The following is a 15,374-nucleotide window of genomic DNA, read 5'->3' as shown; positions in this document are numbered from 1 at the left end:
TATCACTCCAGAGGTGATTAAACTTCTAATTCCTGAGACTACATCGCCCGGACTGGTTACCCAGCCGGGCTTTGTGTTTCTCAAACCAAATGACAGTGGACTGTCTTTTAGTTTCGTTCGAGGTCGATATCGATACCCAGCGAACGGATTTCCTTGACCAGCACGTTGAACGATTCCGGCATACCGGCGTCGATCACGTGGTCGCCTTTGACCAGGTTTTCGTACACTTTGGTACGGCCGTTGACGTCATCGGACTTCACGGTCAGCATTTCTTGCAGCACGTACGATGCGCCGTACGCTTCCAGTGCCCACACCTCCATCTCACCGAAGCGCTGGCCGCCGAACTGGGCTTTACCGCCCAGTGGCTGCTGCGTCACCAGCGAGTACGGACCGGTCGAACGCGCGTGCATCTTGTCGTCGACCAAGTGGTGCAGTTTCAGCATGTGCATCACGCCAACGGTGACCTTGCGCTCGAACGCTTCGCCGGTGCGGCCGTCGTACATCGTGACCTGGTTCTTCGACGGCGTCATGCCCAGCTTCGTGGCGATGTCGTCCGGGTACGCCAGGTCCAGCATGCGGCGGATTTCCGATTCGTGCGCACCGTCGAACACCGGGGTGGCGAACGGAACACCCTTTTTCAGGTTGTTCGCCAGCTTCATGATCTCTTCGTCGTCGAACTGGTCCAGATCTTCCGGACGGCCGTTCTCGTTGTAGACGGTGGTCAGGAACTTGCGCATCTCTTCGACCTTGATCTGCTGTTGCAGCATCTCGCCGATACGGATACCCAGGCCCTTGGCAGCCCAACCGAGGTGGGTCTCGAGGATCTGACCCACGTTCATACGCGAAGGAACACCCAGCGGGTTCAGCACCACGTCGGCCGGCGTGCCGTCGGCCATGTATGGCATGTCTTCGACCGGCACGATACGGGAAACCACACCCTTGTTACCGTGGCGACCCGCCATCTTGTCGCCCGACTGCAGGCGGCGCTTAACGGCCAGATACACTTTGACCATTTTCTGCACGCCAGGTTGCAGCTCGTCGCCCTGCGTCAGCTTCTTGCGCTTCTCTTCGAAGGCCAGATCGAACTGGTGACGCTTCTCGTTGATCGATTCCTTGATCGCTTCGAGGGCGGTGGCGGCGGCGTCGTCGGCAGGACGGATGTCGAACCAGTGGTACTTGTCCAGATCGTCCAGGTATTCCTTGGTGATCTTGGCGCCCTTGGCCAGCTTCTTCGGACCGCCGTTGACGACCTGGTTGATCAGCATTTTTTCCAGACGCTGGAAGGCGTCGCCCTCGACGATACGCATCTGGTCGTTCAGGTCCAGGCGGAAGCGTTTCAGTTCATCGTCGATGATCTGTTGCGCGCGCTTGTCGCGGACGATGCCTTCGCGGGTGAACACTTGCACGTCGATGACGGTGCCGATCATGCCCGAAGGCACGCGCAGCGAGGTGTCTTTGACGTCCGAAGCCTTCTCGCCGAAGATCGCGCGCAGCAGCTTCTCTTCCGGGGTCAGCTGGGTTTCGCCCTTCGGCGTCACTTTACCGACCAGCGTATCGCCGGCTTGCACTTCGGCGCCGATGTAGACGATACCGGACTCATCCAGACGAGCCAGCTGGTTCTCAGCCAGGTTCGAGATGTCGCGGGTGATTTCTTCCGCGCCCAGTTTGGTATCGCGAGCAACGACGCTCAGTTCTTCGATGTGGATCGAGGTGTAACGGTCGTCCTTGACGACGTTTTCCGAGATCAGGATCGAATCCTCGAAGTTCAGACCATTCCACGGCATGAAGGCCACGGTCATGTTCTGGCCCAGCGCCAGCTCGCCCAGGTCGGTCGATGCGCCGTCGGCGATCACGTCGCGCTTGGCGACGCGGTCGCCAACCTTGACGATCGGACGCTGGTTGATGTTGGTGTTCTGGTTCGAACGGGTGTACTTGATCAGGTTGTAGATGTCGACACCCACTTCGCCGGCGGTTGCTTCGTCATCGTTGACGCGAATCACGACACGGCCCGCATCGATGTAGTCGACGATACCGCCGCGCAGAGCCTGCACGGTGGTGCCCGAGTCGACTGCCACGGTGCGTTCGATACCGGTACCGACCAGTGCTTTTTCAGGGCGCAGGCAAGGAACGGCCTGGCGCTGCATGTTGGCACCCATCAATGCGCGGTTCGCATCATCGTGTTCCAGGAACGGAATCAGCGACGCGGCGACGGACACGATCTGGCCTGGGGCCACGTCCATGTACTGGATGCGCTCCGGCGACACCAGAATGGTTTCGCCGGCTTCACGGGCCGAGACCAGCTCATCGCTGAGCGTGCCTTCGGCGCTGATGGTCGCGTTCGCCTGAGCGATGATGTAGCGGCCTTCTTCGATCGCCGACAGGTAGTCGATCTGATCGGTGATCTTGGAGCCTTCGACCTTGCGGTACGGGGTTTCCAGGAAGCCGTATTCGTTCAGGCGGGCGTACAGCGCCAGCGAGTTGATCAGGCCGATGTTCGGGCCTTCAGGCGTTTCGATCGGGCACACGCGGCCGTAGTGGGTCGGGTGCACGTCGCGCACCTCGAAGCCGGCGCGTTCGCGGGTCAGACCGCCAGGTCCCAGGGCGGAAACGCGGCGTTTGTGCGTAATTTCCGACAGCGGGTTGGTCTGGTCCATAAACTGCGACAGCTGCGACGAACCGAAGAATTCGCGGATCGCGGCCGAGATCGGCTTGCTGTTGATCAGGTCGTGCGGCATCAGGTTGTCCGCTTCGGCTTGGCCGAGGCGTTCCTTGACGGCGCGCTCGACGCGCACCAGGCCGGCGCGGAACTGGTTTTCGGCCAGTTCGCCGACGCAACGTACGCGGCGGTTACCCAGGTGATCGATATCGTCGACTTCGCCGCGGCCATTGCGCAGTTCCACCAGGATCTTGATCACGGCCAGCACGTCTTCGTTCGACAAGGTCATGGCGCCGGTCAGTTCGTCGCGGCCGATGCGGCGGTTGAACTTCATGCGGCCGACGGCGGACAGGTCGTAGCGGTCGGCGCTGTAGAACAGGCCGTTGAACAGCGCTTCGACCGAGTCTTCCGTTGGCGGTTCGCCAGGACGCATCATGCGGTAGATCGCGACGCGGGCGGCCATCTGGTCGGCGGTGTCGTCGATGCGCAGGGTTTGCGAAATGTAGGCGCCCTGGTCCAGATCGTTGGTGTACAAGGTCTGGATTTCGCTGATGTTGGCTTCGCGCAGGCGGCCCAGCACGTCTTCGGTCAGCTCGTCGTTGGCGGACGCGACGACTTCGCCGGTCTCCGGATCAACGATGTTCTTGGCCAGCACGCGGCCGAGCAGGTAGTCTTCCGGCACGGAAATATGCTTGATGCCGTTCGATTCGATGTCGCGCACGTGCTTGGCGTTGATGCGCTTGTCCTTCAGCACCAGGGTCTTGCCTTCCTTGTTGACGATGTCGAAGCGGGCGACTTCGCCACGCAGACGCTCGGCAACGAATTCCATCTCCGCGCCTTCCGAGCGCAGGTTGAAATTGTCGAAGACGAAGAAGTTCGCCAGGATTTGCTCGTGCGACATGCCGATGGCTTTGAGCAGGATCGTGACCGGCATTTTGCGGCGGCGGTCGACGCGGAAGAACAGGATGTCTTTCGGGTCGAACTCGAAGTCCAGCCACGAGCCGCGGTAAGGAATGATACGCGCGGAGAACAGCAGTTTGCCCGACGAGTGGGTCTTGCCGCGGTCGTGTTCGAAGAACACGCCAGGGGAGCGATGCAGCTGCGAAACGATGACGCGCTCGGTACCATTGATGACGAACGAACCGGTGGTCGTCATCAAAGGCAGTTCGCCCATGTAGACTTCCTGTTCCTTCATCTCTTTGACGACCGGCTTGGTCGGCGATTCCTTGTCCAGGATCACCAGACGCACCTTGGCGCGCAGCGGCGACGCGAACGTCAGGCCACGCAGTTGGCATTCCTTGACGTCGAAGGCGGGGTCGCCCAGGACGTACGACAGGAATTCGAGACGCGCAAAGCCATTGTGCGACACGATGGGGAATATCGAGGTAAAGGCCGACTGCAGGCCGTCGTTCTTGCGGGTCGACGGTGCGACGTCTTCCTGCAGGAAACTATGGTAGGACTCGAGCTGGGTAGCCAGCAGGAACGGAACGTGGTGAACGTTGGCGCGCTTCGCGAATGATTTGCGAATGCGTTTCTTCTCAGTAAATGAGTAGTGCATGGACACTCCGTGAGTGACAGAAAGGATAAAAAATTCAGGTTTTGCCAGTGCGCGGATGACCAATATCAATCGATCCACAGCCACTTCAGCAACAATCTCGGCTGCATGTCACACAGACGAAACCTGAAATCTCTACCATTTCCAGCTGATTTGAATAAACTACTAACCACTGCAGCGTCGGACAAAACGCTACAAATACGACGAGGACGACAAAGGAGCCAAAGCCGGATTTCCTCCCTTTCAGAAGGAAATCCGCAGCTTTGGCTCGAGGCGCTAATTACTAGCTAGGCGCCGTACAACTTGATTACTTCAGTTCAGCCTTGGCGCCAGCTTCTTCCAGCTTCTTCTTAGCGGCTTCAGCGTCAGCTTTCGACAGGGCTTCTTTGACGGTCTTAGGAGCGCCATCAACCACGTCTTTGGCTTCTTTCAGGCCCAGACCGGTGATTTCGCGAACAGCTTTAATCACGCCAACTTTGTTCGCGCCGATTTCGGTCAGAACAACGTTGAATTCGGTTTGCTCTTCAGCAACCGCGCCAGCTGCGGCGCCGCCAGCTGCTGGAGCTGCCATTGCTGCGGCCGAAACGCCGAATTTTTCTTCGAAAGCTTTGACCAGTTCGTTCAGGTCCATTACGGACATTTCGCTAACTGCTGCCAGGATGTCGTCTTTGCTAATTGCCATTTGAAACTCCAATAATTTATTGATTCGTTAGTACATCAGATTGGTACTTGAGAAAAATCCGCCCCGGCCAGGCCGGGACACAGTCGCTATTAAGCGGCTGGGGCTTCTTCTGCAGCAACTTCTTCAGCTGCGGCAGGAGCGCCTTCGGATTTTTTCGCTGCCAGAGCAGCCAGACCACGTGCAAAGCCCGACACCGGAGCCAGCATAACGCCCAACAACTGCGAAATGAGGACTTCACGGCTAGGAATGCTCGCCAACGCGGTAACAGCTGCTTTATCCAGCTGCTTGCCTGCGTAGTTGCCTGCGGTGATGACCAGTTTGTCGTTGGTTTTAGCGAAGTCGGCGATGACTTTAGCTGCTGCAACGGCATCGTCCGAGATCGAGTAGATCAACGGACCGGTCATGCTGTCTGCCAGGCTGGCGAACTGCGTGCCTTCGACGGAGCGACGAGCGAGCGTATTTTTCAACACACGCAGGTACACGCCTTGAGCGCGCGCTTTGGCACGAAGTTGCGTCAAGTGAGCAACCTGGATGCCACGATATTCGGCCACGACGATCGTTTGCGCAGTTGCTACTTTTGCGGAAACTTCGGCGACGACGGCCTTTTTGTCATTCAGATTGAGACCCACGGTCAACCTCCTTAAATGATGACGGGCGACTGCCTGCCATCGGTTCGAACAACGGCGTCCGAGGTTTAGGAGTCCAATGGACTACGAAACTTGATCGGGTACACCATCTGCGTTGGGCGGAAAATCCAATTAACCCGGCGCCTGCCTGCTGCGCCGAGCCCAACGGTCTTTGATTGTCTGGCCGGCATTGCAAGCAACACCGACCAGCCCAAAGAACTGCGCCAAGCTTGACAGCTCGACGACTTGATTTTTTACTTAAGCAGCCAGGGTAGCCTGGTCGACACGGACGCCAGCGCCCATGGTCGACGACAGCGATACCTTGCGCAGGTACACACCTTTGCTCGAGGCCGGCTTGGCTTTGTTCAGCGCGTCGATCAGGGCAACCAGGTTGCTCTTCAGATCGGCGTCGGCGAACGATTTGCGGCCGATCGTTGCGTGGATGATACCGGCTTTGTCGGTACGGTACTGGACTTGACCGGCTTTCGCGTTTTTCACGGCGGTAGCGACGTCAGGGGTAACAGTGCCGACCTTCGGGTTAGGCATCAGGCCGCGTGGGCCCAGGATCTGACCCAGGGTACCGACGATACGCATGGTGTCTGGCGACGCGATGACGATATCGAAAGGCATGTCGCCGGCTTTGACGCGCTCGGCCAGGTCTTCCATACCAACCACATCGGCGCCGGCGGCTTTGGCCTGCTCGGCTTTTTCGCCCGAAGCGAACACGGCGACGCGAACGGTCTTGCCGGTGCCGGCTGGCAGCACGACGGAACCGCGAACGACCTGGTCCGACTTCTTAGGATCGACGCCCAGCTGGACCGACACGTCGATCGATTCGTTGAACTTGGCGGTGGCCAGCTCTTTGATCAACGCGACGGCGTTGTCGAAGGCATAGGTCTTGGTGCTATCAACTTTGGATTTGATAACTTTAGCGCGTTTGGACAGTTTTGCCATGATTACAGACCTTCCACCGTGATGCCCATCGAACGTGCGGAACCGGCGATGGTGCGTACAGCGGCATCCATGTCGGCAGCGGTCAGATCTGGGGTTTTCAATTTAGCGATTTCTTCAGCTTGCGCGCGGGTCAGCTTGCCGACTTTGTCGGTATGTGGCTTCGGCGAACCTTTGGTGATACCCGAGTGCTTCTTGATCAGGTAGGTCGCTGGCGGCGTCTTCATCACGAAGGTGAACGACTTGTCGGCGAACGCGGTGATGACGACCGGAATCGGCATGCCTGGTTCCATACCCTGGGTCTGCGCGTTGAACGCTTTGCAGAATTCCATGATGTTCAGACCGCGCTGACCCAGCGCTGGACCGATCGGTGGGGATGGGTTTGCTTTACCAGCTGGCACTTGCAGCTTGATAAAACCAATGATTTTCTTTGCCATGATGGCTCCTATCTTGGGTATGAGTAGTAGCGCCCCGCCATGCGATCGATTGCATGGCGGGGCTCCTCTGGTGCCAGATTGTCGGGGTTTTTACACCGTCGCCCGTTCTGGCGAACGGTATTTATACTTTTTCGACCTGGCCGAATTCGAGCTCGACTGGTGTGGCGCGGCCGAAGATGGTGACCGAGACGCGCACTTTCGATTTCTCGTAGTTGACTTCCTCGACGTTGCCGTTGAAGTCGGTGAACGGGCCGTCCTTGATGCGGACTTGCTCGCCCACTTCGTACAGCACTTTCGGCCGCGGCTTCTCGACACCCTCTTGCATCTGCTGCATGATCTTGTCGATCTCGCGCGCCGGAATCGGCGTCGGCTTGTTCGATTTGCCGCCGATGAAGCCGGTCACCTTGTTGGTGTTTTTCACCAGGTGCCACGTCTCGTCGGTCATTTCCATCTCGACCAGGACATAGCCCGGGAAGAAACGACGCTCGGTGACGGACTTTTGACCGTTCTTGACTTCGACCACTTCTTCGGTCGGCACCAGGATCTGGCCGAACTGGTCTTGCATGCCGGCGCGTTCGACGCGCTCGGTCAGCGCGCGCTGCACGCTTTTTTCCATACCGGAATACGCATGAACAACGTACCAGCGCTTGTTGCTCACCGGAACGCTTACCGGCGCCGCGACGGCTTCGGTCGCCGGCGCTTCACCGGTCACCGATTCGCCTGCCGCATCATCTTGCACGTTTTCGTTCATTATTTTCGTATGCCCAGAATGAGATCGTACAACAGGAATTCCAACGTCTTATCCGTGCCCCACAGGAACAGCGCCATCACCAGCACGAAGGCGAACACGATGCCCGTGATCTGGGCCGCTTCGCGACGGGTGGGCCAAACGACCTTTTTCGTCTCGCGCACGGCTTCTTTGGCGAAATTCAGGAAATCACGGCCAGTCGACGAAGTCCACAAGAGCAGAACGGCAAAAGCCAAACCAGCTACAAGTGCGCCTGCGCGTACGAGAGCTGGTTTGTCTGACAGGTAATAAAACCCCACCACGCCTGCGATTGCAACGGCTATTGCCAGCGCAACCTTAATCTTGTCATTCGACGTGCTGACGGTCTGCACGGATTGATTTGACATTTAATTTACTTTCGGTGCCCTGCACCTGAAAACGGTGGCAGGGACGGAGGGCATCGAACCCCCAACCTTCGGTTTTGGAGACCGACGCTCTGCCAATTGAGCTACGTCCCTACGTAAAACTACAAAGGATATCGATTATACCACCAGAGACGCCCCTGGTGGTAGATCAGGATATTCCTTAAGCGATGATCTTCGCAACAACACCTGCACCAACGGTACGGCCACCTTCGCGGATCGCGAAGCGCAGGCCTTCTTCCATCGCGATCGGGTTGATCAGCTTGACGGTGATCGACACGTTGTCGCCTGGCATAACCATTTCTTTGTCCGCTGGCAGTTCGATCGAACCGGTCACGTCAGTCGTACGGAAGTAGAACTGTGGACGATAGTTGTTGAAGAACGGGGTGTGACGGCCGCCTTCATCTTTCGACAGGACATAGATCTCGCCGGTGAAGTGGTTGTGCGGCTTGATCGAACCCGGCTTGGCCAGAACCTGGCCGCGCTGGACGTCTTCACGCTTGGTGCCGCGCAGCAGCAGACCGACGTTGTCGCCGGCTTGACCCTGGTCCAGCAGCTTGCGGAACATTTCCACGCCGGTGCAAGTGGTCTTGACGGTGTCGGTGATGCCGACGATTTCGATCTCTTCGCCGACCTTAATGATGCCGCGCTCGATACGACCGGTCACCACGGTGCCGCGACCCGAGATCGAGAACACGTCTTCCACTGGCATCAGGAAGGCGCCATCGACTGCGCGCTCTGGCGTAGGGATGTAGCTGTCCAGCGCGTCGGCCAGGCGCATGATCGCGTCAACGCCCATTTCGCCTTCTTTGCCTTCCAGCGCCATACGGGCCGAACCTTTGATGATCGGCACGTCGTCGCCTGGGAATTCGTATTTCGACAACAATTCACGAACTTCCATTTCGACCAGTTCCAGCAGTTCCGCGTCGTCGACCAGGTCGCACTTGTTCAGGAACACGATGATGTATGGAACGCCAACTTGACGGGCCAGCAGGATGTGCTCGCGGGTCTGTGGCATCGGGCCGTCGGCCGCCGAGCAAACCAGGATCGCGCCGTCCATCTGGGCAGCACCGGTGATCATGTTTTTGATGTAGTCGGCGTGGCCTGGGCAGTCAACGTGGGCGTAGTGGCGAGCGGCGGTCTCGTACTCGACGTGCGCGGTGTTGATGGTGATGCCGCGTGCTTTTTCTTCCGGAGCCGCATCGATCTGGTCGTATGCTTTAGCTTCGCCGCCGAATTTCTTCGACAGAACGGTTGCGATCGCAGCGGTCAGGGTGGTCTTGCCGTGGTCGACGTGGCCGATGGTGCCGACGTTGACGTGCGGCTTGGTCCGTTCGAATTTACCTTTTGCCATTTTAGACTCCTAACGATTTGGTGTGATTGCCCGGGCTCGCGCCCGACTGTCTGTGAATGCTGCTGAATTTGTTGCTACTGAATTTTTTGCTGCTGAATTTTTTGCTGCTGATTTTTTGCTGCATTTTTTGCTGCACATGCTGCTATCTCTGCCGACGTGCTGCTGATTACTATGCACTGCGAATTCTGGTGCCCTTTACGTGGATTGAACACGTGGCCTCTCCCTTACCAAGGGAGTGCTCTACCACTGAGCTAAAAGGGCTGATGGGGTACTGCTATTTGATGCCCTGCCTGCGCATCTGCATTGCAACAACACTGGAGCGGGTGAAGGGAATCGAACCCTCGTCGTAAGCTTGGAAGGCTTCTGCTCTACCATTGAGCTACACCCGCGAGGTATCGTTCATTTCACTTTTGCTACTCAGTCTCACCGCAACAACTTGGTGGAGGGGGCTGGATTCGAACCAGCGTACTCATAGAGAACAGATTTACAGTCTGTCGCCTTTAACCACTCGGCCACCCCTCCGCGAGGAACCGCAGAGTATGAAGCAATTACTTTGACCTGTCAACCCTCCAATAACGCCTGGACTGCGATATTTTGCGTCCGTGAGGATGAACCGTCTGCTTCGGGGCGAGATTTTAACTGGACCGCGTGCAAAAGTGCAAGTGTTGTTTTTACGTCGAATGATTTCCTATACAATCGGTCGCAGATCGGCGCGCCGATCGACCCGCTTTCGACGCCACTCGACGCTTTTCGACCAACCTCCACGCGACCCGGGAGCACCGCAGTTGAACAACCCGCAGCTGACGCCCCCTGGCGCCGACCGACGTACCGTGGTGCCGGCCATGCCGGCCATGCTGGCCCTGCTGGCCGCCTATGTGATCGCCGGCCGCCTCGGCCTGCTCCTGGCGCTGCCGCCCGGCTACGCCTCGCCGATTTTCCTGCCCGCCGGCATCGCCCTGGCCGCCTGCGCCATCGGCGGCCTGCGGCTGCTGCCGGCCGTCGCGCTCGGCTCGCTGTGGGTCAACCTGCTGCCGTCCTGGCAGGGCTTCGGCGGCGTCACCGCGTCCGCCCTGCTGGGCGCGCTGGCGACCGCCGCCGGCGCCACCCTGCAAGCCTGGGTCGGCGCCAGCCTGTTCCGCCGCCACATCGATCCGGCGCTCGGCTCGGGGCGCGACGTGGTGCGCTTCATCCTGCTGGCCGCCAGCGTCACCGTCATCAGCTGCACCGTCTCGCTGTCGGGCATGCTGCTGGCCGGCGTGATGCGCTGGGACGGCCTGGTGGGCGACTGGCTGGCCTGGTGGATGGGCGACACCATCGGCGTGCTGCTGGCCGCGCCGCTGACGTGGATCGCCATCGGCCGCCCGCGCGCGCTGTGGGAGCGCCGCCGCATGCTGGTGGGCCTGCCGCTGGTGCTGTCGGCGGCCGCCTTCATCGCCATCTACGTGCAGGCCGACAAATGGGAGAGCAACCAGCAGCTGCAAACCTTCCGCCTCAAGGCGCAGCAGACCGGCGATCTGCTGCAAGCGCAATTTAGCGAACACGAACGCTTCATCTACGCCATGGCCAAGGCGCTCAACGATCCCAGCCGGATACTGGGCGCGGACGACTTCAGCAACCTGGCGCACGGCTACCTCGACCAGCGCCCCGAGCTGCTGTCGATGGGCTGGCTGGTGCCGGTGGCCGGCGCCGAGCGCGCCACGTTCGAGGCCTGGGCGCGCCAGCACGTGGCGCCGTCGTTCGAAATCCGCGAGCGCTCGCTGAGCGGCGCGCTGCGCGCGGCGGCGCGGCGCCCGCACTACTTCCCGGTCACCTTCGTCGAACCGGCCGAGGGCCGCGACTACGTCGGCCTCGACTTCCTGTCCGAGGACCAGCGCCGCGCCGCGCTGGAGCGGGCGATCCAGTCGGGCCAGCCGACGGCGACGGCGCCGCTGCAGTTCGCGCGCACCTTGCCCGGCCACGGCGTGCTGCTGCTGCAAACGGTGTACCCCAACAACGCCCAGCACCAGCCGGTCGGCGCGCTGCTGATCGCGCTGCAGTTCGACGCCTACCTCGACCAGGCGCTCAAGCGCTCCGAGTTCGAGCACTTCCTGGTGCGCTTCGAGGACATGGACGACGACACCCCGGGCCGCGCCCTGCGCGACAGCCTGCTGCGCGCGCCGGCGGCGGGCGACTTCCAGCACCAGCTGCACTTCGGCGGGCGCATCTACGAGCTGACCCTGGCGCCGACGCCGGCCTACCTGCAACAGCAGCGCGGCTGGCAAAGCTGGACCGTGCTGACCTGCGGCCTGCTGCTGACCGGCCTGCTGGGCACGCTGATGCTGCTCATCAGCGGCGAGCGGGCGCGCATCCAGGCGCAGGTCAAGGACAGCACGGCGCGCCTGCGCGAGCGCGAAGCGCGGCTGCAGGCGATCTTGAACAAGGCCGCCGACGCCATCCTCACCATCGACGGCGACGGCCTGCTGATGTCGGCCAACGCCGCCGCCGGGCGCCTGTTCGGCTACACGCCCGAGCAGATGACGCGCCTGCGGCTCGAGCGCCTGATCCCGGTCGGCGTCGGCGAGTCCGACGGCCTCGACGCGGCCGGCCTGCTGCGCATGATCGCCTGCGGCGTCACCCACGACTACACGCTGACCGGCTGGCGCAGCGACGGCGGCGAATTCCCGCTGGCGATCTCGGTGAGCGAGGTCGAGCTGCCCGACGAGCACCTGTTCGTCGCCATCCTGCACGACCTCACCGAGCAGCGCATGGCGCAGGAGCGCATCCACCGCCTGGCCCACCACGACACCCTGACGGGCCTGGACAACCGCCTGTCGCTCAACCTGCGCCTGGAGCAGTTGCTGGCGCAGACGCGGCGCGCGCACGGCGCCGCCGCGGTGCTGTTCATCGACCTCGACCACTTCAAGAAGATCAACGACACGCACGGCCACCAGACCGGCGACCTGCTGCTGGTCGCCGTGGCCCAGCGCCTGCGCGAGCTGCTGCGCGAGGTCGACATCATCGCCCGCCTGGGCGGCGACGAATTCATCGTCGTCGCCTCCGGCGGCATCACGCCGGACGACGTCACCCACATCGCCGTGCGCATCGTCGAATCGCTGACCGCGCCCTACGATTTGGAAGGCAAGAGCATCCACAGCGGCGCCAGCGTCGGCGTGGCGATGTTCCCGTCCGACGGCGACGACGGCAGCACCTTGATGCGCCACGCCGACACCGCGATGTACGCCGCCAAGAGCCAGGGACGCGGCAACTTCCAGTTCTTCTCGGCCGAGATGAACATCGCCACCCACGAGCGGCTGATGCTGGAGAACCGCCTGTGGCAGGCGCTCGAGCAGGACGAATTCGAGCTGTACCTGCAGCCGCAGGTGGAGCTGGCCACGCAGCGCGTGATCGGCGCCGAGGCGCTGCTGCGCTGGCACCATCCGGAGCTGGGCATGGTGGGGCCGGACCGCTTCATCCCGATCGCCGAGGAGTCGGGGCTGATCCTGCCGCTGGGCGACTGGGTGCTCAAGCGCGCCACCGGCCTGCTGGCGTCGTGGCGCGGCACGCCGCTGGCGCATTTGCGGCTGGCGGTCAACCTGTCGGCGCGCCAGTGCCACGGCGCCGGCCTGCTGCCGCACCTCGACCACCTGCTGGCCAGCCAGGGCATCGACCCGGCGCTGCTGGAACTGGAGATCACCGAATCGGCGGCGATGCAGGACCCGGAGCGCAGCCGCGCGCTGCTGGTCGAGCTGCGCTCGCGCGGCATCAAGGTGGCGATCGACGATTTCGGCACCGGCTATTCGTCGCTCAGTTACTTGAAGTTGTTCGAGATCGACCGCATCAAGATCGACCGCGGCTTCGTCAAGGATATCGAGACCGATCCGGACGACGCGGTGATCGTCGCGGCCACCATCGCGCTGGCCCATTCGCTGGGGCTGGGCGTGGTGGCGGAAGGGGTGGAGACGGAGGCGCAGCGCGACTTCCTGCGCGCCAAGCAGTGCGACGAGGCGCAGGGCTATCTGTTCGCGCGGCCGATGCCGGCCGCGCAATTCGAAGCGATGGCGGCGAACGAGAACGGCGAGGACGCGGAGCAGCGCAACCGCGTGAGCCGGATCAACCTGGCGTAACGGCCGCCACGCCGCTCAATCGGCGGCGCTCAATCGGCGGCGATCAATCGGGCGTGCGCCCGATGGTCGGATCGCGCTCGATCAGCTCCAGCAGCGACGCCACCACCTCCGGATCGAACTGCTTGCCGGCGCGCTCGGTGATGTAGGCCATCACCTCGGTGTGCGGCCACGGCTCCTTGTAGGGCCGCTCGTGCAGCAGCGAGTCGAAGACGTCGACCACGGCGACGATGCGCGCGGCGATCGGAATGGCGGTGCCCTTGAGCTGGTTCGGATAGCCGTTGCCGTCGAAATGCTCGTGGTGGCCGCCGGCGATCGCCGCTCCGTAGGTCAGGTAGCTGACGCCGTCGACCATGCCGGCGGCGCGCTCCAGGATCGCGCGCCCCACCGCCGCGTGGGTCTGCATCTCGGCGCGCTCCTCCGGCGTGTGCGGCCCTGGTTTGAGCAGGATGTGGTCCGGCGTGGCGACCTTGCCGACATCGTGCAGGATGCTCGCCAGCCCGATCATCTCCAGCAGCTGCGGCGTGACCTCGTCGGGATAGGAGCCGCGTTCGGCCAGCCGCGCCGCCAGCGACGACGACAGCTGCTGCACGCGCCGCACATGGCCGCCGGTGCCGCTGTCGCGGAACTCGGCCAGGTCGGCCAGCGCCACCACGGTGGCCTCCTGCGCCTTGCGCAACTGGCCGAACATGTACAGGTTGTCGAAGGCCGCCGCTATCCTCTGGCAGAACACCTCCAGCAGGTCGCGCTGGATCTGCGCCAGGGGCCACGGCGGCGTGACCGAGATGGCCACCTCGCGGTTTTCCCGCGTGTGGATGAACAGCACGTTGGCCGGGTGGTCGAACTGGCTTTTCTTTTCGGCGAAGGCCTTGGCGATGGTCGGCCACAGCGGATGGCCGGTCGGCATCAGCTCCGCCTCGCTCAGTTGCGCGTAGCCGCCGGTGGCCGCCACCACGCTGGTGACGCCGGTGTCGCCCTGCATCAGGCACAGCACGCCGTCCGAGCCGACGTCGAGGATCGCGCTGACCTGATTGAGCACGCCGGAGGCGAATTCGCGCAGCGAGTGGATCTGGTACAAATTGGTGGCGCCGGCCAGGATCTTGCCCAGGCCGATGCGGCTGCGTTCGAGCATGTTGAGGCTCTCGTACGCGCGCAGCGCCGAGATCACGGTGGTGAACAGCTTCTGCGTGGTCAGCTCGGTCTTGGCCTTGTAGTCGTTGATGTCGTATTCGATGATGACGCGCTGCTCGGGCGCCTGGCCCGGCTGGCCGGTGCGCAGCACCACGCGCACGATGGCGTTGTGCAGCTCCTCGCGGATGCGGCGCGCCAGTATCAGGCCGGCGTCGTCGGTCTCCATGACGACGTCGAGCAGCACCAGCGCGATGTCGGGCGTGTCGCGCAGGATGTCGAACGCTTCGCGCCCGCTGTAGGCGGAGAACAGTTCGAGCTCGCGGCCCTTGAAGCTGACGTTGCGCAGCGCCAGGCGCGTGACGGCGTGGACGTCGACGTCGTCGTCGACGATCAGCACGCGCCACTGGCGCTGGTCGGGAGCGCCCGCCCCATCGGCCGGCTGTGCTTCCTCGTCTTCCTCGATCAGCCAGTCGTCGTCTGAGGCGGTTGAATCTGTCATACACAAGTCTCCTGGAAGGTCCGGCGTCCGGCCGCGCCGCGTGCCTGGGCTAAGGCTAGCATAATCAGATTCCCCCCCTGTGACAAGCTCCTTGGAAGCGATAGCAACAGCGCGCCGCCGTTTACCAAACGGCGCCTTTTCAGCGCTCGTCACGGCGCGCCGACTCTGATACTCTTAGCGGGAGGCCGCCGACGCGGATCAACATTTCAAGGACCACAACAAGGACACAAAAAA

General features: G+C 61.8%; 10 protein-coding genes and 4 tRNA genes. 1 reads left to right on the top strand and 13 read right to left on the bottom strand.

The window, feature by feature from the left end:
- Nucleotides 1–107 precede the first annotated feature (107 nt).
- The 12 genes from rpoB to BMX85_RS26000 form a co-directional block, all read right to left on the bottom strand.
- Complete coding sequence (gene rpoB, locus BMX85_RS26055) at nucleotides 108–4,214, bottom strand: DNA-directed RNA polymerase subunit beta (protein ID WP_090325690.1); 4,107 nt, start codon at nucleotides 4,212–4,214, stop codon at nucleotides 108–110.
- A 304-nt stretch (nucleotides 4,215–4,518) separates the two neighbouring features.
- Nucleotides 4,519–4,893 carry a 50S ribosomal protein L7/L12 gene (gene rplL, locus BMX85_RS26050; protein WP_090325689.1) on the bottom strand — a complete coding sequence of 125 codons (375 nt, stop codon included), beginning with the start codon at nucleotides 4,891–4,893 and terminating at the stop codon, nucleotides 4,519–4,521.
- A gap of 89 nt (nucleotides 4,894–4,982) precedes the next feature.
- Nucleotides 4,983–5,522, bottom strand: coding sequence for a 50S ribosomal protein L10 (gene rplJ / locus BMX85_RS26045; RefSeq protein ID WP_090326110.1), 540 nt, complete (start codon nucleotides 5,520–5,522; stop codon nucleotides 4,983–4,985).
- Nucleotides 5,523–5,777: 255 nt separating this feature from the next.
- Nucleotides 5,778–6,473, bottom strand: a complete 696-nt coding sequence (gene rplA / locus BMX85_RS26040) for a 50S ribosomal protein L1 (protein WP_090325687.1) — start codon at nucleotides 6,471–6,473, stop codon at nucleotides 5,778–5,780.
- A 2-nt stretch (nucleotides 6,474–6,475) separates the two neighbouring features.
- Nucleotides 6,476–6,907: a 50S ribosomal protein L11 gene (gene rplK, locus BMX85_RS26035; RefSeq protein WP_090325685.1), complete on the bottom strand. Its 432-nt coding sequence runs from the start codon at nucleotides 6,905–6,907 to the stop codon at nucleotides 6,476–6,478.
- A 121-nt stretch (nucleotides 6,908–7,028) separates the two neighbouring features.
- Nucleotides 7,029–7,658 (bottom strand): transcription termination/antitermination protein NusG, encoded by a 630-nt coding sequence (gene nusG, locus BMX85_RS26030; RefSeq protein WP_090325682.1) that lies wholly within the window; start codon nucleotides 7,656–7,658, stop codon nucleotides 7,029–7,031.
- A complete protein-coding gene (gene secE / locus BMX85_RS26025) occupies nucleotides 7,658–8,041 on the bottom strand; it encodes a preprotein translocase subunit SecE (protein WP_090325680.1) in 384 nt (127 codons plus the stop codon). The genes nusG and secE overlap by 1 nt, the downstream gene beginning before the upstream one ends.
- 35 nt (nucleotides 8,042–8,076) lie before the next feature.
- Nucleotides 8,077–8,152: transfer RNA gene (locus tag BMX85_RS26020), tRNA-Trp, on the bottom strand.
- Nucleotides 8,153–8,219: 67 nt separating this feature from the next.
- The gene (gene tuf / locus BMX85_RS26015) at nucleotides 8,220–9,410 is read right to left on the bottom strand and encodes an elongation factor Tu (protein ID WP_090325678.1); all 1,191 of its coding nucleotides are present in this window, start codon (nucleotides 9,408–9,410) and stop codon (nucleotides 8,220–8,222) included.
- Nucleotides 9,411–9,596: 186 nt separating this feature from the next.
- A tRNA-Thr gene (locus tag BMX85_RS26010) sits at nucleotides 9,597–9,671 on the bottom strand.
- Nucleotides 9,672–9,725: 54 nt separating this feature from the next.
- Nucleotides 9,726–9,799: transfer RNA gene (locus BMX85_RS26005), tRNA-Gly, on the bottom strand.
- 48 nt (nucleotides 9,800–9,847) lie between these two features.
- Nucleotides 9,848–9,932, bottom strand: a tRNA-Tyr gene (locus BMX85_RS26000).
- A 263-nt stretch (nucleotides 9,933–10,195) separates the two neighbouring features.
- Between BMX85_RS26000 and BMX85_RS25995 the strand changes: the two genes are divergently transcribed.
- Nucleotides 10,196–13,513 (top strand): EAL domain-containing protein, encoded by a 3,318-nt coding sequence (locus BMX85_RS25995; RefSeq protein ID WP_229210672.1) that lies wholly within the window; start codon nucleotides 10,196–10,198, stop codon nucleotides 13,511–13,513.
- A gap of 43 nt (nucleotides 13,514–13,556) precedes the next feature.
- On the opposite strand, the gene BMX85_RS25990 is transcribed toward BMX85_RS25995, so the two are convergent.
- Nucleotides 13,557–15,140: a DUF3369 domain-containing protein gene (locus BMX85_RS25990; RefSeq protein WP_090325676.1), complete on the bottom strand. Its 1,584-nt coding sequence runs from the start codon at nucleotides 15,138–15,140 to the stop codon at nucleotides 13,557–13,559.
- Nucleotides 15,141–15,374: the final 234 nt, after the last annotated feature.

It is taken from the genome of Duganella sp. CF517 (assembly GCF_900110275.1).
Taxonomy (GTDB): Bacteria; Pseudomonadota; Gammaproteobacteria; order Burkholderiales; family Burkholderiaceae_D; genus Rugamonas.
This window is presented reverse-complemented; position numbering and strand designations above follow the sequence as displayed.